Raw genomic sequence first — 25,230 nt, forward strand, 5'->3', positions numbered from 1 at the left:
ATCAATCCTTGGCCGGCACGGCGGCCGCTGCTGCCTGGTCGGGAACGACGCGGATCAGGCCTTCCTGCGCGGTACTGGCGACGAGTACGCCGTTGCGGGTGAAGAACTGGCCGCGGGCCAGACCGCGCGAATCCTGCGCGCTGGGGCTGTCCAGCGAGTACAGCAGCCAGTCGTCGGCGCGGAACGGGCGGTGGAACCAGATCGCGTGGTCGAGCGAGGCCATCTGCACGTGCGGGTGGTAGTAGCTGATGCCGTGCGGGAACGTGGCGGTGCCCAGCAGGTGGAAGTCCGAGGCATAGGCCAGCAGTGCCTGGTGCAGCTCGGGCGCATCGCCGACCGGCTCGCTCAGGCGCAGCCACACCTGGTGGTAGGGCGGGCGCTTGGGCGGATTGAGTTCATCGCGCGGATAGACATGGCGGAACTCGAACGGGCCGCCGCGCGACAGCCAGCGCTGCACCTTGATCGGCAGCCGTTCCAGCACTTCAGCCGGCAGCGGGCGGTTCGGCTCGATGTCTTCCGGCTGCGGTACTTCGGGCATCTTGTGCTGATGCTCGGCACCGGTTTCGGCCTGCTGGAACGAGGCCGCGCAGAAGAAGATCACCTTGCCGTGCTGGATCGCAGTGACCCGGCGCACCGAGAAGCTGCCGCCGTCGCGGGTGCGGTCCACGTCGTAGACGATCGGGTGGTCGATGTTGCCGGCGCGCAGGAAGTAGGCGTGCAGCGAGTGCACGTGGCGGCCGTTGTCGACCGTGGCCTGCGCCGCAGCCAGCGCCTGGCCCAGCACCTGCCCGCCGAACACGTACTTGGTGCCGATGTCGCGGCTCTGCCCGCGGAACAGGTTGTCCTCCAGCCGCTCCAGGGTGAGCAGGTCGATCAGCTCGGAGACGACGGGTTCGGGCGTGTCGTTCAAGGGGGCGGCCACAGCAATGAAGAAGGCCCGATTATACCGGTCAGGGGTCAGATCCCTTTCGCATTGCGAAAGGGATCTGACCCCGGGCGCCACCCCGGGCGCGGGCGACCGTTACTTGCCCAGCCGGGCGACCAGCGCCTGCAGGGCGTTCTGCGCATCCGGGGCGAACCAGGCCTCGACGAAGCGGTCGAGCTGGATCAGGTCCGGTTGCAGCGCCACGTGCAGGTCGGCACGGGCAATCGCGCGGGTCAGCAGCATCGGCTGGCGCGGTTGCTTGAGCAGGTTCTGCAGCCAGGCCACCGCACGTGCCACCACCAGGTCGCCCTCGGCCAGTTCATCGACCAGACCGATCTGCACGGCCTGTTCGGCAGGCACCAGCGAACCGGTGGTCAGCAGGACGCCGGCGCGGTGCACGCCGACTGCGCGGCGCAGCAGGCGCTGGATGCCCTCCGGCGCGATCAGGCCCACCTGCACTTCGTTCAGGCCGATCGCATACGGGCGCGACGGATCGGCGCTGCGCGCCATCACCCGGTAATCGCAGCACAGGGCCAGCACGCAGCCACCGGCCGGCGCGTGGCCGGTGATCGCCGCGACCACCGGAATGCGGCTCTCGGCCAGCGTGCGCACGGCGCCGAAGAAAGCGTTCCAGGTGTCCAGAAGCTTGTGCTTGTCATCGCCATGCGAGAGCAGGTGCGGCACGTCCATGCCGCCCGTGAAGACGCGCTCGCTGCCCGACAGCACGATGCCGTGCGCGTCTTCAGCCATGGCCAGCTCGATGGCATGGATCAACTGCCGGCACAGTTCGGTGTCCAGCGCGTTGACCGGCGGCCGCGCCAGGCGCAGTTCGCGGATGGGGCCATGGTTGATCACCTCGATGAGCGTCGTCATGCTGCGGTCTCGTTGCGAAGAAGGAACCTGGGCGATGATAACCAAACCATTCGTTGGCGTACTGTTGGTTCTGTGTGCGGCCGCAGCATCGGCGTCGGCGGCGGAACCGGACTGCGTCAAGGTGGAGCAGGGCTGGGCGCGGCTGCCGCCGAACCCGGCGATGCCGATGACCGCCGGCTACGGCGTGATCCACAACGGCTGCAGCAAGGCGGTGGCGATCACCGGGGCGACCAGCAGCGGCTTCGCTGATGTGTCGCTCCACGAGACCACGATTGTCGATGGCGTCAGCCGGATGCGCGCGATCGAGCGCCTGCCGCTGGCACCGGGCGCGCGCGCTGAACTCAAGCCCGGTGGCCTGCACCTGATGCTGATGCAGGGCAAGGGCCCGTTGAAGGAAGGCCAGGCGCTGCCGCTGCGGCTGCAACTGGAAGGCGGCAGTGAAGCGAGCGCGACGCTGACCGTGCGCAAGGCTGCCCCGTGAGGCACTGCCCGTTCCGCCGGGCCATGCCCGGCGAGCGCGTAGCGCGGTGAGGCTTTACGACCAGTCGTACGAGAACAGCACCGTGCGGCTTACCGGCTCGTACAGCATCACGATCGCATCGGCGCCAGTAGCGCACCAGTTGTAGCCGGCCACTTCGGCCACTGCGAAGAACGTGTTGCCATCGCGGCGGATGATTGCCAGCTCCGCATCATCCGGCGCATGCCGGTCGTTGGCGGCGTCGGTGAATTCCAGAGTGAAGGCGTTCGGGATGTCAGCCGTCTCGATCCAGTTGCCGCAGGAAATCTGTCCCCCCAGCGTATCCAGATAATCGCGCTCGCTGGGCTCACCCTTGCCGTAGCGCGAGTAGCAGGCGAGGCGACCGTGCGTGGCATGGTAATCGCGGGCCTTGGCGTAGCTCTCGCGCATCTGCGCGATGTGCTCCTGCGCATCCTTGTCCTGCACCGCATCGCCGATGAAATAACCCTCGTTGCCGAGGAAGCGCATCTCGTTGCAAGCGGTCAGCTCGAAGGCGATCCAGTTGGTGCCGGTGAACGCGTTGTGGTGCTCTTCGGTGGTCTCGCCGATGCAGCCGTCATACGGCTCGATCGGGCACAGCATCGTTGCCACCTGGCCGGCCAGTTCCGGGCGCAGTACGCCCAGGTCGATCTTCAGCAGCGGCAGCAGGTGCTGGCCGAGCCAGGCCTGGTCGGCAGTGAAGACGTCGACGGGGAAGGGGACCATGCCGGGCAGCAGGTCGCGCAGTTCAGTCTGGTGGATCATGTCAGTCCTTTGAACGGGATCGGTAGCGCCGGCCGCTGGCCGGCAACCTCATTGCCGCCGAAGCGTGCCGACCAAGGTCGGCACCTACCAGGGCATTTCAGCTGGAGGCGCTGCGGATCGCGTCCGGCAACGGTGCGCTCTTGCCGGTCTGCGTATCCATCCACACCACCACCACGTTGCCATCCGAATACAGCTTCGACTCGTCCTGCTGGTCGACGATGCGGTGGCCGATGGTCACGCTGCTGTTGCCCAGGCGCTCGACGAACAGTTCGACCAGGATGTCGTTGGGCCATACGATCGGCAGCCGGTAGTTGACGTTGGTCGCGGCCACCACCGGTGCGATGCGGTCGGTCATCGACACGCCTTCCACACCCAGCATCCAGCGCACGCGCGCTTCTTCCAGGTAGGAGATGTACTTGGCGTTGTTCACATGGCCCATGCTGTCCATGTCACGCCAGCGCACGCTGATCGGAACGCGTGCCAGGATCTTGTGCTCGTTGCTCATCAGGCATCCTTCTTCTTGCGGGGCGAAGCGGTCTTGCTGGCCTTGCCGGTGCTCTTGGCAGCGGCCGCCTTCTTCGCCGGCTTCTCCGGCTTGACCTTGCGCGGCGGGCGCGCATCGGGCTTGTTGGCTACAGCGGCGGGCTGGTCCGGGCGCGCGCTGGTGGAGGGCAGCATGCGGGCCAGGAACTGGCCGGTATACGACTGCGGGCAGGCCGCCACGTCTTCCGGCGTGCCAGTGACCAGGATGGTGCCACCGCGATGGCCACCTTCCGGACCGAGATCGACGATCCAGTCGGCGGTCTTGATCACGTCCAGGTTGTGCTCGATCACCACCACCGTGTTGCCTTCGTCGCGCAGCTTGTGCAACACGCCCAGCAGCGCTTCGATGTCGTGGAAGTGCAGGCCGGTGGTTGGCTCGTCGAGGATGTACAGGGTGCGCCCGGTATCGCGGCGCGACAGTTCCTTGGACAGCTTCACGCGCTGCGCTTCACCGCCGGACAGCGTGGTCGCACTCTGGCCCAGCTTGATGTAGCTCAGGCCGACGTCGACCAGTGTCTCCAGCTTGCGCGCGATCGACGGCACGGGCTCGAACAGCTTCAGTGCATCCTCGACGGTCATTTCCAGCACGTCGCTGATGTTGAAGCCCTTGTAGACGATCTCCAGCGTCTCGCGGTTGTAGCGCTTGCCGTGGCAGACATCGCAGGGCACATACACGTCCGGCAGGAAGTGCATCTCGACCTTGATCAGACCATCGCCCTGGCAGGCCTCGCAGCGGCCACCGCGCACGTTGAAGCTGAAGCGGCCCGGCGAGTAGCCGCGTGCACGTGCTTCGGGCACCTGGGCGAACAGTTCGCGCAGGGGGGTGAACAGACCGGTGTAGGTGGCCGGGTTCGAGCGCGGGGTGCGGCCGATCGGCGACTGGTCGATGTCCACCACCTTGTCGAACAGGTCCAGGCCATCGATCTCCTTGTAGGGAGCGATCGGGTGCGAGGCACCGTTGATCTCGTTGGCAGCCAGCGAGAACAGGGTGTCGTTGATCAGGGTCGACTTGCCCGAGCCGGACACGCCGGTCACGCAGGTCAGCAGGCCCGATGGAATCGCCAGGTCCACGCCCTTCAGGTTGTTGCCGCTGGCGCCGCGCAGGTGCAGCGTCATCTTCGGGTTCGGCTTGTGCCGGCGCGCGGGGATCTCGATCGCACGCTTGCCGGACAGGTACTGGCCGGTCAGCGAGCGCGGTGCCTCCAGGATGTCCTGCAGGGTACCCTGGCCGACGATCTCGCCGCCATGCACGCCCGCGCCCGGACCGATGTCCAGCACGTAGTCCGCCAGGCGGATCGCGTCCTCGTCATGCTCGACCACGATCACCGTGTTGCCCAGGTCGCGCAGGCGGGTGAGCGTACCGAGCAGGCGTTCGTTGTCGCGCTGGTGCAGGCCGATCGATGGCTCGTCGAGCACGTACATCACGCCGACCAGGCCGGCACCGATCTGGCTGGCCAGGCGGATGCGCTGTGCCTCGCCACCGGACAGGGTGTCGGCCTTGCGCTCCAGGGTCAGGTAATCCAGGCCGACATCGACCAGGAAGCCGAGGCGTTCGCCGATCTCCTTGACGATCTTCGCGGCGATCTCGCCACGCCAGCCCGGCAGGCTCAGTTCACTGAAGAACTTCAGTGCCTCGTCGATCGGCAGCACCACCAGCTCGGGCAGCGGGCGGTCGGCCACGAACACGTTGCGCGCGGCCTTGTTCAGGCGCGCGCCGTTGCATTCCGGGCACGGCCGTTCGCTGATGTACTTGGACAGCTCCTCGCGCACCGCCGGCGACTCGGTTTCCTTGTAGCGGCGTTCGAGGTTGGGAATGATGCCCTCGAAGCGGTGCTTGCGCTGGGTACGGCCACCGGCTTCGGTGAAGTAGGTGAAGGTGATCGCTTCATCGCCGCTGCCATACAGCACGGCTTGCTGCACGCTGTCCGGCAACGAATTCCACGCCGCGTCGACATCGAACTTGTAGTGCTTGGCCAGCGAGGCGATCAGCTGGAAGTAATAGGCGTTGCGACGGTCCCAGCCACGCACGGCGCCGGCGGCCAGCGACAGCTCCGGGTGCACGACCACGCGCGAGGGATCGAAGAACTCGGCCATGCCCAGGCCATCGCAGCCGGGGCAGGCGCCCATCGGCGCATTGAACGAGAACAGGCGCGGTTCCAGCTCAGGCAGCGAGTAATCGCAGACCGGGCAGGAATACTTGGAGGAGAACAGCGTCGGCGTGCTGTCGGCGGTGTCCAGGCTCTGCACCGAGGCCATGCCGTCGCCCAGCTTCAGCGCAGTCTCGAAGCTCTCGGCCAGGCGCTGCTTGATGTCCTCGCGCGGGCGGAAGCGGTCGATCACCGCTTCGATGGTGTGTTTCTGGCGCAGTGCCAGCGCTGGCACCTCGTCGATCTCGTACAGCTCGCCATCCACGCGCACGCGCACGAAGCCCTGCGCGCGCAGCTGGTCGAACACCTGGGCGTGCTCGCCCTTGCGGTCGCGGATCACCGGCGCCAGCAGCATGTAGCGCTGCTCCGGATCCAGCGTCAGCACGTGGTCGACCATCTGGCTGACCGTCTGCGCTTCCAGCGGGTAGCCATGGTCCGGGCAGCGCGGAGTGCCGACGCGGGCATACAGCAGGCGCAGGTAATCGTAGATCTCGGTGATCGTGCCGACCGTCGAACGCGGGTTGTGCGAGGTCGACTTCTGCTCGATCGAGATGGCCGGGGACAGGCCTTCGATGTGGTCCAGGTCTGGCTTTTCCATCACGCTCAGGAACTGGCGCGCATAGGCCGACAGCGACTCGACGTAGCGGCGCTGGCCTTCTGCATAGATGGTGTCGAACGCCAGCGAGGACTTGCCCGAACCGGACAGGCCGGTGATCACGATCAGCTTGTCGCGGGGCAGGTCGAGGTCGAGGTTCTTCAGGTTGTGCGTCCGCGCGCCGCGGATGCGGATGAAATCCATCGCCATGGGGGATCCGGTTGTGGGGGCGTTGGCTGGATGCCGGGCCAGCAGGGAACGGCAATCGGTCAGCCTACCGAGGTGACCAGATGGGGGCAATGGGCGACAATGCCAGCCCGGAGTCTCACCTGCTGAGACCGCCCGACAGGCGGGGGTCAGATCCCTTTTCACACGGTGAAAAGGGATCTGACCCCGTTCCGGCCCGGCCTCCAGAGCCGTTCAGGGGTTGACTTGACCCGTCCCCGGTGGTCCACGTACAATTCCGCTCCTGTCCGCCCTCGATGGCGGCAGTCCATAGACCACAATAACTACAGAGGAAGTCTGGTCATGTACGCAGTACTGGTCACCGGCGGTAAGCAATACCGCGTGGCGCAGGGCGAAAAGCTCCGCATTGAAAAGCTCGAAGTCGAAGTCGGCAGCGAGATCAAGTTCGACAACATCCTGCTGCTCGGCGACAGCGATGGCATCAAGATCGGCGACGCCCTGAGCGGCGCTGCGGTCACTGCCACCGTCCTGTCCCAGGGTCGTGCTGACAAGGTCCGGATCATCAAGTTCCGTCGCCGCAAGCACCACATGAAGCGTCAGGGTCACCGTCAGTACTACACCGAAATCGAGATCACCGGCATTGCCGGTGGCAGCAAGTAAGGAGATAGGTCATGGCACATAAAAAAGGCGTAGGCTCTTCGCGCAACGGTCGCGACTCCAACCCGAAGTACCTCGGCGTCAAGATCTTCGGTGGCCAGGCCATCGAAGCCGGCAACATCATCGTGCGTCAGCGCGGCACCCAGTTCCACCCGGGTTCCGGCGTTGGCCTGGGCCGTGACCACACCCTGTTCGCCCTCGTGGACGGCAAGGTGGAGTTCTCGGTCAAGGGCGCCAAGAAGCGTCGCACCGTCAGCGTCGTGTCGGTCGAAGCCTGATAAGGCTTGGCTGGCTGCCATGCCCCGGCATGGTGTTGCTGGTCGAATCGCACGCTGCATGAAGAGCCCCGCTTCGGCGGGGCTTTTCGTTGGAATCAGTGGTACAACGGGCACGGCCCGATCGCGGGGCGCAGCCCCGGCAGCCGGAGCACATCCGGCCCGACATTCAAGCAAGGCGGCGGCACGCAGGCCGCGCCCATCGCAGGCATCGAAACAATGAAACTGGTAGACGAAGCAGAAATCGAAGTGTTCGCCGGCAACGGCGGCAACGGCTGCATTGGCTTCCGTCGCGAGAAGTTCATTCCGCTCGGCGGCCCGGACGGCGGCGACGGCGGTGCGGGCGGCAGCGTGTACATCCGCGCCGACGAAAACCTGAACACCCTGGTCGACTTCCGCCATGACCGCATCTTCAAGGCGCAGCGCGGCGAGAACGGCATGGGCCGCCAGGCCTATGGCAAGGGTGGCGAAGACCTGACCATCACCGTGCCGGTTGGCACCGTGATCATCAATGTGGCCACCGACGAAGTCATCGGCGACCTGACCCGGCATGGCGATCGCCTGCTGGTGGCGCAGGGCGGTCGTGGTGGCCTCGGCAACATGCACTTCAAGAGCTCGACCAATCGCTCGCCGCGCCAGGCGCTGCCGGGCGAGCCGGGCGAAGAGCGCACGCTGAAGCTGGAGCTGAAGCTGCTGGCCGATGTCGGCCTGCTCGGCTTCCCCAACGCTGGCAAGAGCACCCTGATCCGTGCCGTTTCGGCGGCGACGCCTAAGGTGGCCGATTACCCGTTCACCACGCTGTACCCGAACCTGGGTGTGGTGAAGGTGGAGAACTACCGCAGCTTCGTGATTGCCGACATTCCGGGCCTGATCGAAGGCGCCGCCGACGGTGCCGGCCTGGGCGCGCAGTTCCTGCGCCATCTGCAGCGCACCCGCCTGCTGCTGCACCTGGTGGACATTTCCCCCATGGAAGGCGGCGTGGAAGGCATTTCCCCGGTCGAGCAGGTACGTGCCATCGAGCGTGAGCTGGAGAAGCATGACCCGGAGCTGCTGCAGAAGCCGCGCTGGCTGGTGCTGAACAAGGCTGACCTGATGTTCGAGGACGAGGCCAAGGCTGCGGCCGAGCAGATCGTCGCTGAGCTGGGCTGGAAGGAGCCGTGGTTCCTGGTTTCCGCGCTGGGGCGCGAAGGCACCTTCCCGATCATGAGCCGGATCATGGCGTTCTTTGATCGCCAGAAGGAAGATGAGCTGGAAGCTGCCCGCAACGCGTAACGATGACGTTGTGGTTCCGCGTGAAAAACCCGGCTTCGGCCGGGTTTTTTTGTTGTTGGGGTCAGATCCCTTTTCCGCTGGAAAAGGGATCTGACCCCGGGCGTGCAGGCAACAAAAAACCCGGCCGAAGCCGGGCTTTTGCGTGCTGCCGGAACCGAAGCCCCGGCAACCAACCGGATCAGGCGGCCGCGAGGGCCTTGATGCGGTCATTCAGGCGGCTCTTGTGGCGGGCAGCCTTGTTCTTGTGGATCAGGCCACGCGCGCTGAAGCGATCCAGGATCGGCTGGGCAACGGCGAAGGCGGCTTGGGCGCCGGCGGCATCGTTGGCGTCCAGCGCCTTGATCACTTTCTTGACAGCGGTGCGCAGCATCGAGCGCTGAGCCACGTTGCGCGCGTTGCGCACGACGGTCTGCTTGGCGCGCTTCTTGGCGGACTTGATATTGGCCACGGTGGTGGTTTCCTGAAAAAATCGGTGTTATGGGAACAGCTAGCTAGCTAGTATGATGGCCCGAGAAATGCACGTCAAGTCGATTGTCAAGAGGGACGCTGAGTGAGTTCACCGAAGATGTTGCGAGGCCTGCTGTCGTTCAGCAGCATGACCATGGTCTCGCGGGTGCTCGGACTTGTCCGTGACCAGGTGATCACCACCACGTTCGGCACCAATGCGGTTACCGATGCGTTCTGGGTTGCCTTCAGGGTACCCAATTTCCTGCGGCGATTGTTCGCCGAGGGCTCCTTCGCCACCGCATTCGTGCCGGTGTTCACGGAAGTGAAGGAAACCCGCAGTCACGCCGAGCTGCGCGAGCTGATGGCCCGCACCGCCGGTACCCTGGGCGGCATCCTGATGCTGGTGACCGCGCTGGCGCTGATCTTCGCCCCGCAGCTGGCCTCGGTCTTCTCAAGTGGCGTTGATACCGACCCGGTGAAGCAGGGCCTGCTGGTCGACCTGTTCCGCCTGACCTTCCCGTTCCTGCTGTTTGTCTCGCTGACCGCACTGGCCGGTGGTGCGCTGAACAGCTTCCAGCGCTTCGCCATGCCGGCGCTGACCCCGGTCATCCTCAACCTGTGCATGATCGCCGGTGCGCTGTGGCTGGCCCCGCGGTTGGGCGGTACCCCGGAAAAGCAGATCCTGGCCCTGGGCTGGGCGGTGCTGGCCGCAGGCATCCTGCAGCTGCTGTTCCAGCTGCCCTCGCTGAAAGGCATCAACCTGCTGACCCTGCCGCGCTGGGGATGGACCCATCCGGGCGTGCGCAAGGTGATGACGCTGATGGTGCCGACCCTGTTTGGTTCCTCGGTGGCACAGATCAACCTGCTGCTGGACACCGTCATCGCCGCCAAGCTGACCGACGGCTCGCAGTCCTGGCTGTCGCTGGCCGATCGCTTCCTGGAGCTGCCGCTGGGCGTGTTCGGCGTGGCGCTGGGTACGGTGATCCTGCCGGCGCTGGCTCGTCATCACGTGAGCACCGACCGCGAGGGCTTCTCGCGCTCGCTGGACTGGGGCCTGCGCATGACCCTGCTGATTTCGGTGCCAGCCATGCTGGGCCTGCTGCTGCTGGCTGAACCGCTGATCGCGACCATCTTCCAGCACGGCCAGTTCAGCGCCTTCGATACCCGCATGACCGCGCTGTCGGTGTACGGCTTGAGCTTCGGCCTGCCGGCGTTCGCCTTGCTGAAGGTGGTGCTGCCGGCGTTCTATGCGCGCCAGGACACCAAGACCCCGGTGCGCGCCGGCGTGGTCGCACTGGTGGCCAACATGGTGTTCAACTTCGCCCTGCTGGCGGTGCTGTACCAGGTGATGGTGCCCGACGAACTGAAGGCGCAGGGCGTGATGGCCGCCATCGGCAAGCAGCCGGGCCTGCACCTGGCGCTGGGCATTGCCAGCGCGCTGTCCAGTTACCTGAACCTTGGCCTGCTCTGGTACTGGCTGGGCAAGACCGATGTCTACCAGCGTCGGCCGGGTTGGGGCGGCTATCTGGTACGCCTGCTGCTGGCCTGCGCGGCCATGGTCGGCGTACTGCTGGCCCTGCTGTACTGGCTGCCGGGCTTCTCGGCAATGGGTGCATGGGAGCGGATCGGCGCACTGGCACTGCTGGTCGGTGGCGGTGGCGCGACCTATGCGGTGGCCATGGTGGCGATGGGCTTCCGCCCGCGCGACCTGCGCGGGCATTGATCACGGCCCGTGGCGGCTATACTTCAGGGTTACACCATTGAAGCGGCGGCCCCGGTTGGGCCGGAACGAGAGTTGATGAGCAGGCTGTTCAGAAGCGTCGAGGGCGGGGAGCTGTTCCCCAACGGAAGCGTGGTCTGTATCGGTGCATTCGACGGCCTCCATCTGGGCCATCGTGCGCTGGTCCGCCACGCGGTTGCCCGCGCGCGCGCCTTGGGCGTGGCCGCGGTTGCCGTGGCGTTCGAGCCGTTGCCGCGTGAATTCTTCGCCCAGGGCACGCCGCCGCCGCGGCTGACCCTGGCGCGCAGCAAGGTCGAGATCCTGCGCGAGCTCGGCGTCGATGCGATCGGCCTGCTGCGTTTCGACGCAGCGATGGCGGCGATGCCGGCCGAGACGTTCGTGCGCCAGCTGCTGGTCAATCGCCTGAGTGCGCGTGAGGTCTGGATCGGTCCGGAGTTCTGTTTCGGCAACCGCCGTCGCGGCGACCTGGCCCTGCTGCAGAAGCTCGGCGCCGAGCTCGGTTTCAGCGCTGGCGAGATCGAAGCGGTCGACCTGCATGGCGAGCGCATTTCCAGCACCCGCATCCGCCAGCTGCTGCAGGACGGCGACTTCGCCCGTGCGGGCGACCTGCTCGGCCGCCCGTATGCGATCAGCGGCCGGGTGGTGCGTGGGCGCCAGCTTGGCCGTACGCTGGGCTTCCCCACTGCCAACCTGCGTTTCCCGAAGACCCCGGCGTTGTCGGGCATCTACGCAACCTGGGTGCACGGCGTGTTCGACCAGCCGTGGCCTTCGGTATCCAGCTTCGGCACGCGGCCGACAGTGGAGGGTGTGGAGCCGTTGCTGGAAGCCCACCTGTTCGATTTCCAGGGCGATCTGTACGGGCGCCACATCGAAGTCGAATTCGTCGCCAAGCTGCGCGACGAAGAAAAATTCAATGATCTGGCGGCGCTGACCGACCAGATGCACCGTGACGCCGAACAGGCGCGCGCCATCCTTTCCGAACATAGATTGCGAGCCACTGCGTGAGCCAGGACTACAAGACCACCCTGAACCTGCCAGCCACCGAATTCCCGATGCGCGGCGACCTGCCCAAGCGCGAGCCGGGCATTCTGGCGCGGTGGGAAGAGCAGGGGCTCTACCAGCAGCTGCGCGACAACGCCGCCGGCCGCCCGCTGTTCGTGCTGCACGACGGCCCGCCGTACGCCAACGGCCGCATCCACCTGGGCCACGCGGTCAACAAGATCCTGAAGGACATCATCGTCAAGTCGCGCTACCTGGCCGGCTTCGATGCGCCCTACGTGCCGGGTTGGGACTGCCACGGCCTGCCGATCGAGATCGCGGTCGAGAAGAAGTGGGGCAAGGTCGGCACCAAGCTCGACGCCGTCGAGTTCCGGCAGAAGTGCCGTGAGTTCGCCGAAGAGCAGATCAACATCCAGCGCGTGGACTTCAAGCGCCTGGGCGTGACCGGTGACTGGGACAACCCGTACAAGACCCTGAGCTTCGACTTCGAAGCCAACGAGATCCGTGCGCTGGCCAAGGTCGTGGCCAACGGCCACCTGCTGCGTGGTGCGAAGCCGGTGTACTGGTGCTTCGACTGTGGCTCGGCGCTGGCCGAGGCCGAGATCGAGTACCAGGAAAAGGAATCGCCGGCGATCGACGTGGCCTACACCGCGCGCGACGCGCAGGCCATCGGCCAGGCGTTCGGCGTGAGCGTGCCGGCCGATGTCGAAGTGGCTGTGCCGATCTGGACCACCACGCCGTGGACGCTGCCGGCTTCGCTGGCCGTTTCGCTGGGCGCGGACATCCGCTACGTGCTGGCCGAAGGCCCGGCCAACAACGGCAAGCGCCGCTGGCTGGTGCTGGCTGCCGCCCTGGCCGAGCGCGCACTGCAGCGCTACGGCGTGGAAGCGGTGGTGCTGCACGGTGAGGCGGACGGTTCGGCGCTGGAAAACCAGCTGCTGGCGCACCCGTTCTACCCGGAGCGCGGGATCCTGGTGCTCAACGGCGAGCATGTGTCCGATGAGGACGGTACCGGTGCGGTGCACACCGCCCCCGGCCACGGCCAGGAAGATTACGTGGTCAGCCAGAAGTACGGCCTGCTGGACAAGTACAACGCCGGCCAGGTGACCCCGATCGATGGCCGTGGCGTGTACCTGGAATCGACCCCGCCGGCCGGTGACGTGGTGCTGGCCGGCCAGCACCTGTGGAAGGCGCAGGAGGCCATCGTCGGCGTGCTGCGCGACAACGGCGCGCTGCTGGCCTTCCACCCGATCCGCCACAGCTACCCGCATTGCTGGCGCCACAAGACGCCGGTGGTGTTCCGCGCCACCCCGCAGTGGTTCATCTCGATGGACAAGGCCAACCTGCGCAACGATGCGCTGGCCGCCATCGACAACGTGGGCTGGTTCCCGAGCTGGGGCAAGGCACGCATCCAGAGCATGGTCGATGGCCGCCCGGACTGGACCATCTCGCGCCAGCGCACCTGGGGCGTGCCGATCGCACTGTTCACTCATCGCCAGACCGGCGAGATCCACCCGCGTTCGGTGGAGCTGATGCAGCAGGTCGCCGACCGCGTCGAAGCCGAGGGCATCGACGTGTGGTATTCGCTGGATGCCGCCGAACTGCTGGGCGCTGAAGCGGCCGACTACGAGAAGGTCACCGACATCCTCGATGTCTGGTTCGACTCGGGCGTGACCCATGAAGGCGTGCTTGCGGCGCGTGGCTTCGGCAAGCCGGCCGACCTGTACCTTGAAGGTTCCGACCAGCACCGCGGCTGGTTCCAGTCCTCGCTGCTGACCGGCGTGGCGATCGACAAACGCGCGCCGTACAAGCAGTGCCTGACCCACGGCTTCACCGTGGACGAGCACGGCCGCAAGATGTCCAAGTCGCTGGGCAACGGCATCGAGCCGCAGGACATCATGAACAAGCTGGGCGCGGACATCCTGCGCCTGTGGATCGCCTCGGCCGACTACAGCAACGAGATGTCGCTGTCGCAGGAAATCCTCAAGCGCAACGCCGACGCCTACCGCCGCCTGCGCAACACCGCGCGCTTCCTGCTCGGCAACCTGGACGGTTTCGATCCGGCCCAGCACCTGCAACCGCTGGACCAGATGGTCGCGCTGGACCGCTGGATCGTGCATCGCGCGTGGGAGCTGCAGGAGAAGATCAAGGCGGCCTACGACGGCTACAACATGGCCGAGATCGTGCAGCTGCTGCTGAACTTCTGCAGCGTGGACCTGGGCTCGCTGTACCTGGACGTGACCAAGGATCGCCTGTACACGATGCCGACCGATTCCAGCGGTCGCCGTTCGGCACAGAGCGCGATGTACCACATCGCCGAAGCATTCACCCGCTGGGTCGCGCCGATCCTAACCTTCACCGCCGACGAGCTGTGGGGCTACCTGCCGGGCGAACGCGCCGAGCATGTGCTGTTCACCACCTGGTACGACGGCCTGGCGCCGCTGCCGGCCGATGCCCAGCTCAACGCCGCCGACTTCGACCAGCTGCTGGCCGTGCGCGAGCAGGTGGCCAAGGTGCTCGAGCCGATGCGTGCCAACGGCGCCATCGGTGCCGCGCTGGAAGCGGAGATCACCATCGCCGCCAGCGAAGAGCAGGCCGCGCGCTGGCAGCCGCTGGCCGATGAACTGCGTTTCCTGTTCATCAGCGGCGACGTGCAGGTGCGCCCGGCAACCACCGACGAGGTATTCGTCAGTGCCCAGCCGACCACCAAGGCCAAGTGCGTGCGCTGCTGGCACCACCGCGCCGACGTCGGCAGCAACGCCGACCATCCGGAACTGTGCGGCCGCTGCGTGAGCAACATCACCGGCGCCGGTGAAGTGCGGAGCTGGTTCTGATGGCCGCGCCCCGTCCGCATCCGAACGCCCTGGTCTGGCTGCTGCTGTCGGCGGCCATCATCGGCCTGGACCAGTGGTCCAAGGCGTGGGTCCTGTCGAGCCTGCCGGAGTTCCAGCCGGTGGTGGTCATCGACGGCTTCTGGAACTGGTACCGCACCTACAACACCGGTGCGGCGTTCAGTTTCCTGAGCGACGCCGGTGGCTGGCAGAAGCACTTCTTCACCGTGCTGGCGATCGCCATCAGTGGCCTGATGGCCTGGTGGCTGCGCGGCACCGCCCGTGGCAACTGGAAGGCGGCGGTGCCGTATGCGCTGATCATCGGCGGCGCCATCGGAAACGTGATCGACCGCCAGGTGCACGGCCACGTGGTCGATTTCATCCAGTGGTACGTGGGCAGCTACACCTGGCCCTCGTTCAACATCGCCGATTCGGCCATCGTGGTCGGTGCCGTCGGCATCGCCCTGTTCGGCCTGTTCGACGGCAAGTCCGCCAAAAAGGCGGATAATGCCAATCCGAAACCGTAAGCCGGCCGCTGCCGGGAGACTGAACTGATGGATGTGCTGCTCGCCAACCCGCGTGGATTCTGTGCCGGCGTCGATCGTGCGATCGAGATCGTCAAGCGCGCGATCGAAACGCTGGGCGCGCCCATCTATGTCCGCCATGAGGTGGTGCACAACCGCTTCGTGGTCGATGACCTGAAGCAGCGCGGCGCGATCTTCGTCGAAGAACTCGACGAAGTGCCGGACAACAACACGGTCATCTTCAGTGCGCACGGCGTGTCCCAGGCCGTGCGCCAGGAAGCCGAACGCCGTGGCCTGAAGGTGTTCGACGCCACCTGCCCGCTGGTGACGAAGGTCCACTTCGAAGTTGCCCGCCACTGCCGTGCCGGCCGTGACGTGGTGCTGATCGGCCACGCCGGTCACCCCGAAGTGGAAGGCACCATGGGCCAGTGGAACCGCGAAGCCGGTACCGGCCAGATCTATCTGGTGGAAGACGTGGAGCAGGTTGCCACGCTGCAGATCAAGCAGCCGGAAAACTTCGCCTACACCACCCAGACCACGTTGTCGGTGGACGACACGCGCGGCATCATCGATGCGCTGCGCGAGCGCTTCCCGGCAATGCAAGGGCCGAAGAACGACGATATCTGCTACGCCACGCAGAACCGCCAGGATGCCGTGCGCGACCTGGCCAAGCGCTGCGATCTGGTGCTGGTGGTCGGTTCGCCGAACAGCTCCAACTCCAACCGCCTGAGTGAGCTGGCCCGCCGCGAAGGCGTGGAGTCGTACCTGATCGACGGTGCGCACGAGATCGACCCGGCGTGGGTGGTGGGCAAGCAGCACATCGGCGTGACCGCTGGTGCCTCGGCGCCGCAGGTGCTGGTCGATGGCGTGCTGGCGCGGCTGGCCGAGCTGGGTGCCAACGGCGTCGGTGAGCTGGATGGCGAGCCGGAATCGATGGTGTTCGCACTGCCGAAGGAACTGCGCCTGCGCCTGGTCGACTGACCGGGCCTGACTCTGGTGGGTGCGAACCTTGGTTCGCACTGCCGGATGGCGTTTTGCCACATCAGGCCGGAGCGCCACCGACCATGACCTTCGGCCATGGGGCCGCGCACTCGACAGGCCTAGCATCAAAGGTTCTACCGCTGCTGGAACCTGCCCGATGAAGATCCGTGCCCTGGTGATGTCCGTGCTGTTCGCGCTGGCCGCCACGCCTGCGCTGGCGCAGACCTCGCCACAGGCGAACGCGGCGGCCCCCGGCCTGCTGCGCATCGATGTGGACGCGCGCGATCTGGCCCGGCGCATCTTCAAGGTGACTGCCACGGTGCCGGCCAAGCCCGGCCCGATGACCCTGCTGTACCCGCAGTGGATTCCAGGCAACCATTCGCCGACCGGCCCGATCGACAAGCTGGCCGGCCTGCGTGTGACTGCCAACGGCAAGCCGCTGGCCTGGCAGCGCGACCAGTTCAACGTCTATGCGTTCAAGGTGAACGTGCCCGAGGGCGTGAGCGAGATTGTCGCCCACTTCGATTTCCTGTCCTCGCAGGGCGGCAGCCAGGGCCGGGTGGTGATGACCCCGGAAATGCTCAACCTGCAGTGGAACGCCAACTCGCTGTATCCGGCCGGCGTCGATGCGCGGCAGCTGCAGGCGCAGGCCAGCGTGACCCTGCCCAAGGGCTGGTCGTTCGCCACCGCGTTGGAGACTGCGCGCCGCGACGGTGACACCGTGGTGTTCAAGCCGATCTCCTATGACCACCTGGTCGATTCGCCGCTGTTTGCCGGCGAGCACCACCAGCGCATCGACCTCGACCCCGGCGCGAAGGTGCCGGTGCATCTGAACGTGTTCGCCGACGACGCCAAGTCGCTGAAGCCGACCGACGAACAGATCAAGCTGCACCGCGCGCTGGTGCAGCAGGCCGACAAGCTCTATGGCGCGCGCCATTACAACCACTACGAGTTCCTGCTGGCGTTGACCGACCGCCTCGGCGGCATCGGTCTGGAACACCACCGTTCCAGCGAAAACAGCGCCGAGCCGGGCTACTTCACCGAGTGGGAAAAGAGCGCGTGGATGCGCGATCTGCTGCCGCACGAATACACCCACTCCTGGAACGGCAAGTACCGCCGCGGCGCGGACCTGGCCACTGCCAACTTCAACGTGCCGATGGGCGACAGCCTGCTGTGGGTGTATGAGGGGCAGACCCAGTTCTGGGGACAGGTGCTGGCCGCACGCTCGGGGCTGTGGTCCACCGACCAGGCACGCGACATGCTGGCCAACGTGGCCGCGACCTACGACCGCGGCCGTCCGGGCCTGGCCTGGCGCCCGCTGCAGGACACCACCAACGACCCGACCATTGCTCAGCGCCGTACGCTGCCTTATCGCAACTACCAGATGAGCGAGGACTACTACTCCGGCGGCCAGATGCTGTGGCTGGAAGTGGAGGGCAAGCTGCGCGAACTGAGTGGCAACCGGCGCAGCCTGGACGACTTCGCACGTGCGTTTTTCGGCGTCGGTAATGGCGATTGGGACGTCAATCCGTACACCTTCGATGATGTGGTCGCGACCTTGAACGGCATCGCGCCGTATGACTGGGCGACGTTCCTGCGTGGGCGTCTGGACGGCCATGGTTCGTTGACCGGCGGCCTCGAACTGGCGGGCTGGAAGCTGGTCTATCGCGATGCCCCGAACGATGCCTACAAGGCGCAGGAGAAGCGCGCCAAGGCCGCGTTGCTGGCCTATTCGCTGGGCGCGACCGTGCTCGACAACGGCACGGTCGGTGACGTGATCTGGGACAGCCCGGCGTTCAACGCCGGTCTTGCACCCGGCATGAAGGTAATCGCGGTTGGTGGCCGCGAATACAGCAGCCAGCGCTTGAAGGATGCAGTGGCGGCCGCAGCAAAGGACAAGGCGCCGATCGTGTTGCTGGTGAAGCAGTTCGATCGCATCGAAACGATGAGCATCGCCTACCACGGTGGCCTGCAGTATCCGGTGCTGGAGCGCATTGCCGGCAAGGCTGACCGCCTCGCAGAGCTGTGGAAGGCGCGATGAAACCGCGCGCCCGCGATGGTCTGATCCTGCTGATGGCAATCCTCGCCATCGTCGGGGCCTTCCTGCAGGGTGATGGGCGCTGGCTGCACTGGCTGGCCAAGCCGGCCACCACGCTGCTGATCGCTGCCATCGCCTGGCGCGTGCACGATCCCGCACAGCCGTTCTACCGCCGCGCGGTGCTGGCCGGCATGCTGCTCTCGTGCGTGGGCGACATCGCGCTGATGCTGCCGGTGGACGCGTTCGTGCCGGGCCTGGTCGCCTTCCTGCTGGCGCATGTCTGCTACATCGTCGCCTTCCGGGACGGCCTGCACGCCGGTCGTAGCCTGGCCAGCGCCAGTGTACTGCTCGGTGCGTTTGCCGTGCTCAACGTGCTGGGCCTGTGGCCGCACCTGCCGGCGCCGATGCGCATTCCGGTACTGGCGTATGTGGTGGTGCTGGCGTCGATGGCGGTGCTGGCCCTGGCACGGCAGTGGCGCAGCCCGCAGCCCGATGCCGTGGAAGCCCGAAGCGCCCGCTGGGCCGCGGCAGGTGCATTGCTGTTCGTGGCCAGCGATTCACTGCTGGCCTGGGACCGCTTCGCCGGCGGCCTGCCGCTGGCCAGCCTGCTGGTGTTGTCCACGTACTACGGCGCGCAGTACGCCATCGCGCGCTCGGTGAAGTAGCAGAAAGGGGACGGAGGGGATTAAGTCGTATGTGGCATCAGGTCGTATGCGACTTAATCCCCTCCGTCCCCTTTTTTTGCGTCGGCTACCGGCGGCTCACACCGCGCAGGGCACCCTGCGCATCGAACTGCAGGCGCACCGATTCGCGGTCTCCGGCGATTTCATCCGGCAGCCACACCAGCTTGCCCGCCTTGCGTACGACCACGTAGACATGGCCGACTTCGGAGGCTGGGTTCTGCAATGCGTTGCGTTTTTCCTGAAGCGCCTGGGCTACGCGTGGCACCGCATCGAAATCGATGTGGGCCAATGGCGCGCTGCTGCGCTGCAGGCTGATGGTCGGCGCGAACTGCTGCGGGTTGACCGGGTTGCCCTTGCGCCACTGGCCGCGTTCGAAATGGTAGCTGTCGACGTGGGTTGGCTGTTGGGGGTCGACCAGATCGAGGTTGATGCGCCCGTCGTCGTAGAAGTGGATGCTGTGGAACACGGTCAATCGCTGTCCGGCCAGCGCCGGCAGCTGCTCCAGCGCCTGGCGTGCGGCCTGCAGGTAGTCTGCATCGAACAGACGGTTGCTGCGTTCGGGAATGGAAATCGGCCGTGAATCGGGAATCGGCGCAAGCGATGCGGGATTCTCGCGCGACGGCTGCGTACCGGTGGGGGCTGGCAACCGGTCGCGCTGCACCGAATACCCCAGCGTTTCGCTGATCGTCTGCAATCCGCCGCCAGCAACGGCCACGCCCGCCAGTACCAGCAGCACCAGCGAGAACACCAGTCGGGTGGGGGGAGGCTGTTTCATACCTCCTCCATGCGTACGTTTCCACGATCATCCGGGTCGTACAGCAGCGTCACGTGCTCGCGCGGGATGTTGGCCAGTTCGATCAGCGGGATGAAGCGACGCACGCTGGCCTGCCGCACAGCGCCTTCGCGGTCGGTGTACTCCAGCTGGAATTCCACCTGCGGCTGTTCGTTGAGATAGGTGCCGGTCTGGCGCACCTTCAGCACCCTGGCCTCCACACCGATGCCACGGTACTTCAGCGCATCGCCACGTGCATCGGCCTGCAGCAGTCGGCCGAGCAGGCGCAGGCCCAGTGCGTAGCCGCACAGCACCAGCGGGCACACCAGCAACGGGTGGCCGAACGACAGGAAGGTCCAGCCCAGGCCTTCGCTCTGCAGCCGGTAGGTGAATACATAGGCACTGGCAACCACCACGATGGCGATGCCACCGCCGATCCCACGCCGCCACAGGCTGGCAACATCCAGCTCGGGATGGGCGCCGTCGAGCACCACGTTGGGGAATTCGCCTGGCGTGCGGCTCAGGCGTGCATCGAGGTGATTGCCGACGACGAAGCGCTGCAGCTGGGGTTTGCTGTCGACCACCAGCATCTGCTCGCTGATCGGCGTGCCGGACAGGTTCTGGAAGGCCAACTGCAGCTTCCACTGCGCGAAGCCACGCACATGCACGCCAGTCTGTTCGGCCTGCTTGATCAGTGTAGTGCGTGGCTCACCGTTGGCGAGGATCGAGCGCACCCGATGCAGGGCACGTGGTGGGCCGAGCAGCAGGTAGTGCAGGAAGGCGAGCAGCAGGACCAGCCACAAGGCCAGCGACAACGCCAGCAGCAGCACTGCCAGCCACGGTGCACTGCGATCAGCCAGCGCCACCGGCCATGACGTGCCGAAATAGAGGATGCAGGGAAAAGGCAACGCGAAGAACAGCAGGAACGCGCCCCAGAACCAGAGATAGGCCTTCATGGGGTGGAGGTGGCAGACCGGTGGAGCAGGGCGCGTAGGTTACTACGCTTCAGCGGAATTGCAGGGTCAGCAGATAGTATCGGCCGAGTGGGTCGTCCAGCCCCGGCATCTGTCCGCCGTTGCCGACCAGATAGTTCACCGGCTGCGTGTCGAGCACGTTGTGCACATCCACCGCGGCGACAATGCGGGGGCCCAGCCGGCGTGCGAGGTGCAGGTTCCAGCGAAGCTGCCGCGGGTTCATGCAGTGGCTCAGTTCGATCTGCTCCTGCGGGCACTCGGCACCGGGCAGCCACGCACGCGTGCGTCCGGTCTGGTTGCCACGCAGCGCGATATCCCAATTGCTGTTCTGCCATTGCACGTTCAGTACGGCGGCGATCTCCGGCGTCACATGGCCGCGCAGGTCCACCGCAGGCTCATGGTCGCGGCGACGACGCAGTTCCTGCTGCTTCAATGCATCGAGCGAGAACAGCCACTGGCCGTTGCTGCCGGCATCGATACGGTACTCGCCGCGCAGCACCCAGTTGCGGGACGTGGTGCGCCCGATGTTGTCGAAGGACAGGCGCAGGCTGCGCAGCTGGCCGTCTTCGTCCAGCTGCCAGGTGCTGCGGTTCCACGCTGCGTCGGATGGCTGCAGGGCCAGGATCTCGTTGCGCAGTTCGACGATGTTGTGGGTCAGCGACAGTGAGAAGGTGTCGTTGGGTGTCCAGGTGGCGGCCAGCGAATGACTGCGCGAGCGCTCGGCTTTCAGTGCGTCGTTCTCCACCACCTCGGCGGTGACGCTGCAACGACCATCACTGATGGTCATCGCGCATTCCGGCAGCGCGCTGGAGGCGGGCAGCGTGATCGAGCCGAAGTAGCCGGGCGGTCGCCGCTGTTCAAACAGGCTGGGAGCGCGATAGCCGCGTCCACTGGCCAGCAGGAACGACCACTGCGGCGTCGGGCTCCAGCGCAGGCCGGCCCGGGGCGAGAACGCCATGAAACCGCCATCACGATCCCAGCGAGCGGCCAGATCCGCGCGCAGCGTGGGCGCAAGCGGCAGGCCGAGCTCGGCGTAGACGCCGCTGCTCTGCCGCGACAGGCGACGTTGCTGCTGTGGCAGCCCCAATGCGAGGTCACCCTGGCTGAGCAGCGCGTCGGGACGCGATGTCCAGCGCTCATGGCGCAGGTCGATGCCGGTGGCCAGCTGCGCAGGGCCACCGGGCAGCGGCATCAGTTCGCGCTGCATACCCCACCAGCCCTGCCATTGTTCGGTACTGCCGCGGTTGCGGATCGATGGGAACAATGTCTCTGCTTCGGCGGCAGGTGGTGCGTCGAAGCCGGGCAGGAACCGTCGCGACTGCGTGGCTTCCAGCAACCGGGTCGCACGTACGGTGCCTGCGGTGGACAGCGTGACTCCGCTGCGTTGGCCGCTGATTCCCGCTTCCCAGCTGCGCCGGCCCTGGTCGCGGCCGATGCCGAAGGTGACATCCGTATCGGTGGCGCGAACGCTGGGGCGCACATTGCCGGCTTCATGCATGACGCTGTTGAAGGTGATTCCGCGCGCGACCACGGCGATGGCGGTTGGACCCAGGTCGAAGCGCTGCCGGTTGTGGCTGGCGCGTGCTTCGACATAGGCATAGCGTCCTTCACCGCGTTCGTGCCGGTAATGCAGGTAGGCCGATGCGGTATCCGAGGCCGGTTGCAGCGAGCGCGGGCGGGCACTGTCGAACCAGCAGCCATCCTCGCGGCGCTTCAACGGGGGCTCGCAGCGCCGGGCCGGCACGTACCAGTTGCCGAAGATCGCGCCGATCGGATACAGCGAGGTTTCCGCATGCCAGTCGCGGCGATCACCGGCCACATGCTCGACACGATGCAGGTCAAGGCCCGCAAACCAGCGGTCGCCGTTCTCGCGCAGGCTACCGGTGGCTGCCTGCACCCGGTACTGCCCGGCATCGCCGCGGCTGCTGAGCCCGGTCTGCAGCATGGCTTCGGGACCATCGGCCTGATCGCGCAGGATGATGTTGACCACGCCGGACATCGCGTCGGCACCGTAGATGGCGGAGGCGCCACCGCGGACCAGTTCGATGCGATCGACGAAGCTCAGCGGAATACCGCCCAGGTCGGTCAGCCCGCCTTGTTCCAGCGACACCATTGGATAGCGGGGCAGGCGCCGGCCATTGACCAGGAACAGCGTCGCTCGCGGCCCCATGCCGTCGAGACTGGTTGTCGCGGCCGCTCCCACTGGCAGGTACTGCGAATCGCCGCTGCGCGAGGTGCTCATGGCCGGATGGCCGTTCATGCCCGGCAGGTGCCGCAACAGGTCGAACAGGTTGCCGTAGCCGCTGCGCAGGATGTCGTCGCGGTCGATGGTGGTGACCGGCAGCGTTGTCTGCACCGAGGTGCGCGGCAGGCGGCTGCCGGTGACGTGGATCGGTGCCAGTTCCACCTGCGGTGCTGCATCGGGCGCGTTGGGCACGGTGCGTATGGCGTGGGCCGCTGCCGGGGCTTTCGATACCTTGGCCGGTAGTTCGGCGTGAACGCGGCGGATGACAAAGGCGCCTGAGGATGTGCGCAGGATGTTCACCGGCAGGCCGCCGACCAGCTGTTTCAGCGCGGTTGCCGTATCACGCTGGCCATGGCTACCGTTGGTGCGCAGCCCCTCCAGCTCACGTGCATCGAACAGCAGGGCGGTACCGCTCTGCCGTGCCCATTGCTGCAACGCCGGGACCAATGGTCCGGCGCCCACATCGATCTCCAGCGTGCCGGCAGGCTCGCTGGCATCGGCCACCGGTAATGCCGCTATACCCACTGCCAGATAAAGCAAGGCGCGGAGCAGCCCCCACTGCAGCGCACCCGGACCTGCCTTCACTGCCGGCCTCCTCAGTACGTGCGGCGCAGTTCCAGCGCGCCATCCGGGCGCGTCTGGCCAGCAACGGACCAGCCCAGTTCCAGTGCGGACAGCAGCTCCTGTGCATCCCCCGCGCGGAACGTGCCACTTACCGCCAGATCGGCGATCTCCGGATCGGCGATCACCAGCGGCGTGCGGCCATAGCGGTTCATGCGCTCGACCACGATGGACAGTGGCGTGGCATCAAAGACCAGTTGCCCGTGCAGCCACCCTTCGGCGGCCGCGTTGGATGACAGCGCTGGGCCAGGCTGGATGCGCCCGGAGGGCAGCACCTGCAGCTGCTGGCCAGGTGCCAGCATGTGCTGGGCCGTGCCGCTGCTGACTTCCACTGCGCCCTCCAGCAGTGCGACCTCGACCAGGCCATCGTGCAGGCGCTCGACCTGGAAGGTGGTGCCGATGTCGCGGATCGTGCTGTTGCCAGCCTGCAGCCGCAGTGCCTTGCTCGATGGCGCCACCTGCAGCTGCAGGCGTCCGCGCTCCAGATCCAGTTCGCGATGTCGCCAGCCAAAGCTGGCGCGCAGCGTGGTGCCAGCATCAAGCGTGGCCACGCTGCCATCGGCCAGGGTCAACTGGCGCGGCAGGCGGGTGTCATTGGCGTACAGCTGCGGTGTCGGATTGCCATCCACCGCAACCATCCAGCCGATGCCGATGGCCAGGCAGATGCCGGCGGCCGCGGCCAGGCCGGGCAGCAGGCGACGGCGGGCAGGTCGCGCGGCGCGCGCTGCGGCGGTCCGCAACCAGGGGTCGGTGGCCAGCCCTTCGCCCTGCTGGAACAGGGTCTCGGCCTGTACCCAGGCTTTGACATGGGCAGGGTCCTCAGCCAGCCAGTCTTCGAACGCTTCACGCTCGTCCGCTGTGCAGTCCGGGGCTTCCAGCCGCGCCACCCAGGTGCTGGCGCGTTCGAACACCGAGGCGTCTTCCATGTGCCGGTGGCGGCTCATTCAGCGTCCCTGTCGTTATGCAGTGGATCCGGCCCCAATTCCTGGCGCAGGCCCTGCAGGGCGCGGGCAATATGTTTTTCCACGGTCTTGGCAGTGATTCCACAGTGCCGCGCAATCTGTGTATAGCTCATGCCGGTGATCCGGTTGAGCAGGTACACCTCGCGCGCGCGCTCGGGCAGTTTGAACAGGGCCTGCCGGAGCAGGGAAAGCATCTGCCCGGACTCGGCCTGGCGCAATGGATCGGGCGAGGTACTGGAAGGCTCGTCGCTGCCATCGTGCTCGGCCAGCGGCAGGTGCGGCCGCGACTGCGGCGAACGGCCGCGGTCTGCCAGGCGGTTGCGGGCGATACGATACAGCAGCAGGCGCAGTTCGTCCGGGCCCTGCGCGCGATAGCGGATCAACCGCTCCATGCAGTCCTGTGCGATGTCCTCCGCATCTTCCGGCCCGACCCCTCGCGTGCGCAGGAACGCGCACAGCGGCGCGCGTTCTTCGCGTATGAACGCGATGAAGGCATCCGCAGGCGCAGGCAGCTGCGGCGCGCGATGGAGCAGGGGGGACGGGGTGGACAGGGCAGGCCTCGCGTGTCGGTGGCAGATGCGTCATCGAGTTTTACGCGACGATGACCGGATGGGGAAGAGTGTGCATCGATCGAATTCTCATTGTGAATATATTCATCTTTCGGCGCCGGATCCACTG

General features: G+C 66.3%; 22 protein-coding genes. 11 read left to right on the forward strand and 11 right to left on the reverse strand.

Features of this window, described 5'->3' with window-relative positions; translation table 11 throughout:
* Window position 1: 1 nt before the first annotated feature.
* Entirely contained in the window at window positions 2-922 is a 921-nt protein-coding gene (gene tesB / locus AC13GA_RS04365; protein ID WP_004148214.1) for an acyl-CoA thioesterase II, read from the reverse strand.
* A gap of 99 nt (window positions 923-1,021) precedes the next feature.
* Window positions 1,022-1,798 carry an enoyl-CoA hydratase/isomerase family protein gene (locus tag AC13GA_RS04370; protein ID WP_012510409.1) on the reverse strand — a complete coding sequence of 259 codons (777 nt, stop codon included), beginning with the start codon at window positions 1,796-1,798 and terminating at the stop codon, window positions 1,022-1,024.
* Between the two features lie 34 nt (window positions 1,799-1,832).
* On the opposite strand from AC13GA_RS04370, the gene AC13GA_RS04375 reads away from it, so the two are divergent.
* Entirely contained in the window at window positions 1,833-2,279 is a 447-nt protein-coding gene (locus AC13GA_RS04375; RefSeq protein WP_136638359.1) for a copper chaperone PCu(A)C, read from the forward strand.
* 54 nt (window positions 2,280-2,333) lie between these two features.
* On the opposite strand, the gene AC13GA_RS04380 is transcribed toward AC13GA_RS04375, so the two are convergent.
* The 3 genes from AC13GA_RS04380 to uvrA form a co-directional block, all read right to left on the reverse strand.
* A complete protein-coding gene (locus AC13GA_RS04380) occupies window positions 2,334-3,059 on the reverse strand; it encodes an enolase (protein ID WP_482997594.1) in 726 nt (241 codons plus the stop codon).
* Window positions 3,060-3,156: 97 nt separating this feature from the next.
* On the reverse strand, window positions 3,157-3,564 hold the full coding sequence (locus AC13GA_RS04385) for an acyl-CoA thioesterase (protein ID WP_136638357.1): 408 nt from the start codon (window positions 3,562-3,564) through the stop codon (window positions 3,157-3,159).
* Window positions 3,564-6,554 carry an excinuclease ABC subunit UvrA gene (gene uvrA / locus AC13GA_RS04390; protein WP_136638356.1) on the reverse strand — a complete coding sequence of 997 codons (2,991 nt, stop codon included), beginning with the start codon at window positions 6,552-6,554 and terminating at the stop codon, window positions 3,564-3,566. The genes AC13GA_RS04385 and uvrA overlap by 1 nt, the downstream gene beginning before the upstream one ends.
* Before the next feature lie 318 nt (window positions 6,555-6,872).
* Between uvrA and rplU the strand changes: the two genes are divergently transcribed.
* The 3 genes from rplU to cgtA all read left to right on the forward strand — a co-directional run bounded on the left by rplU (window position 6,873) and on the right by cgtA (window position 8,734).
* Window positions 6,873-7,190: a 50S ribosomal protein L21 gene (gene rplU / locus AC13GA_RS04395; RefSeq protein ID WP_004148331.1), complete on the forward strand. Its 318-nt coding sequence runs from the start codon at window positions 6,873-6,875 to the stop codon at window positions 7,188-7,190.
* A gap of 11 nt (window positions 7,191-7,201) precedes the next feature.
* Window positions 7,202-7,465 (forward strand): 50S ribosomal protein L27, encoded by a 264-nt coding sequence (gene rpmA, locus AC13GA_RS04400; protein ID WP_004148333.1) that lies wholly within the window; start codon window positions 7,202-7,204, stop codon window positions 7,463-7,465.
* 216 nt (window positions 7,466-7,681) lie between these two features.
* Window positions 7,682-8,734: an Obg family GTPase CgtA gene (gene cgtA / locus AC13GA_RS04405; protein WP_482997595.1), complete on the forward strand. Its 1,053-nt coding sequence runs from the start codon at window positions 7,682-7,684 to the stop codon at window positions 8,732-8,734.
* 178 nt (window positions 8,735-8,912) lie between these two features.
* On the opposite strand, the gene rpsT is transcribed toward cgtA, so the two are convergent.
* Window positions 8,913-9,182, reverse strand: coding sequence for a 30S ribosomal protein S20 (gene rpsT / locus AC13GA_RS04410; protein WP_004148449.1), 270 nt, complete (start codon window positions 9,180-9,182; stop codon window positions 8,913-8,915).
* A 117-nt stretch (window positions 9,183-9,299) separates the two neighbouring features.
* Here rpsT and murJ point away from each other — a divergent pair, with 117 nt between their 5' ends.
* From murJ to AC13GA_RS04445, 7 genes are all read left to right on the forward strand, one after another.
* The gene (gene murJ / locus AC13GA_RS04415; protein WP_046983303.1) at window positions 9,300-10,904 is read left to right on the forward strand and encodes a murein biosynthesis integral membrane protein MurJ; all 1,605 of its coding nucleotides are present in this window, start codon (window positions 9,300-9,302) and stop codon (window positions 10,902-10,904) included.
* A gap of 75 nt (window positions 10,905-10,979) precedes the next feature.
* Window positions 10,980-11,927 carry a bifunctional riboflavin kinase/FAD synthetase gene (locus AC13GA_RS04420; RefSeq protein WP_046983302.1) on the forward strand — a complete coding sequence of 316 codons (948 nt, stop codon included), beginning with the start codon at window positions 10,980-10,982 and terminating at the stop codon, window positions 11,925-11,927.
* Window positions 11,924-14,755, forward strand: a complete 2,832-nt coding sequence (gene ileS, locus AC13GA_RS04425; RefSeq protein WP_046983301.1) for an isoleucine--tRNA ligase — start codon at window positions 11,924-11,926, stop codon at window positions 14,753-14,755. The genes AC13GA_RS04420 and ileS overlap by 4 nt, the downstream gene beginning before the upstream one ends.
* Window positions 14,755-15,279, forward strand: a complete 525-nt coding sequence (gene lspA / locus AC13GA_RS04430) for a signal peptidase II (RefSeq protein WP_046983300.1) — start codon at window positions 14,755-14,757, stop codon at window positions 15,277-15,279. Before ileS ends, lspA begins: the two co-directional genes overlap by 1 nt.
* 27 nt (window positions 15,280-15,306) lie before the next feature.
* Complete coding sequence (gene ispH, locus AC13GA_RS04435) at window positions 15,307-16,257, forward strand: 4-hydroxy-3-methylbut-2-enyl diphosphate reductase (protein ID WP_004148461.1); 951 nt, start codon at window positions 15,307-15,309, stop codon at window positions 16,255-16,257.
* A 157-nt stretch (window positions 16,258-16,414) separates the two neighbouring features.
* Window positions 16,415-18,298 (forward strand): M61 family metallopeptidase, encoded by a 1,884-nt coding sequence (locus AC13GA_RS04440; protein ID WP_482997596.1) that lies wholly within the window; start codon window positions 16,415-16,417, stop codon window positions 18,296-18,298.
* On the forward strand, window positions 18,295-18,960 hold the full coding sequence (locus tag AC13GA_RS04445; RefSeq protein WP_482997597.1) for a lysoplasmalogenase: 666 nt from the start codon (window positions 18,295-18,297) through the stop codon (window positions 18,958-18,960). Before AC13GA_RS04440 ends, AC13GA_RS04445 begins: the two co-directional genes overlap by 4 nt.
* 85 nt (window positions 18,961-19,045) lie before the next feature.
* Here AC13GA_RS04445 and AC13GA_RS04450 read toward each other — a convergent pair whose 3' ends face one another.
* Genes AC13GA_RS04450 through AC13GA_RS04470 form a run of 5 tightly spaced genes read right to left on the reverse strand, consistent with a single transcriptional unit; the run spans window position 19,046 to window position 25,064 of the window.
* On the reverse strand, window positions 19,046-19,753 hold the full coding sequence (locus AC13GA_RS04450; RefSeq protein ID WP_337302065.1) for a hypothetical protein: 708 nt from the start codon (window positions 19,751-19,753) through the stop codon (window positions 19,046-19,048).
* Window positions 19,750-20,706, reverse strand: coding sequence for a hypothetical protein (locus tag AC13GA_RS04455; protein ID WP_482997598.1), 957 nt, complete (start codon window positions 20,704-20,706; stop codon window positions 19,750-19,752). The genes AC13GA_RS04450 and AC13GA_RS04455 overlap by 4 nt, the downstream gene beginning before the upstream one ends.
* A 49-nt stretch (window positions 20,707-20,755) precedes the next feature.
* The gene (locus tag AC13GA_RS04460) at window positions 20,756-23,554 is read right to left on the reverse strand and encodes a TonB-dependent receptor plug domain-containing protein (RefSeq protein WP_482997599.1); all 2,799 of its coding nucleotides are present in this window, start codon (window positions 23,552-23,554) and stop codon (window positions 20,756-20,758) included.
* Window positions 23,555-23,565: 11 nt separating this feature from the next.
* Window positions 23,566-24,534: a FecR family protein gene (locus AC13GA_RS04465; protein ID WP_046983294.1), complete on the reverse strand. Its 969-nt coding sequence runs from the start codon at window positions 24,532-24,534 to the stop codon at window positions 23,566-23,568.
* A complete protein-coding gene (locus AC13GA_RS04470; RefSeq protein ID WP_447782961.1) occupies window positions 24,531-25,064 on the reverse strand; it encodes an RNA polymerase sigma factor in 534 nt (177 codons plus the stop codon). The genes AC13GA_RS04465 and AC13GA_RS04470 overlap by 4 nt, the downstream gene beginning before the upstream one ends.
* Window positions 25,065-25,230: the final 166 nt, after the last annotated feature.

The sequence above is a fragment of the Stenotrophomonas sp. 22DLJC03 genome (genome assembly GCF_056861405.1).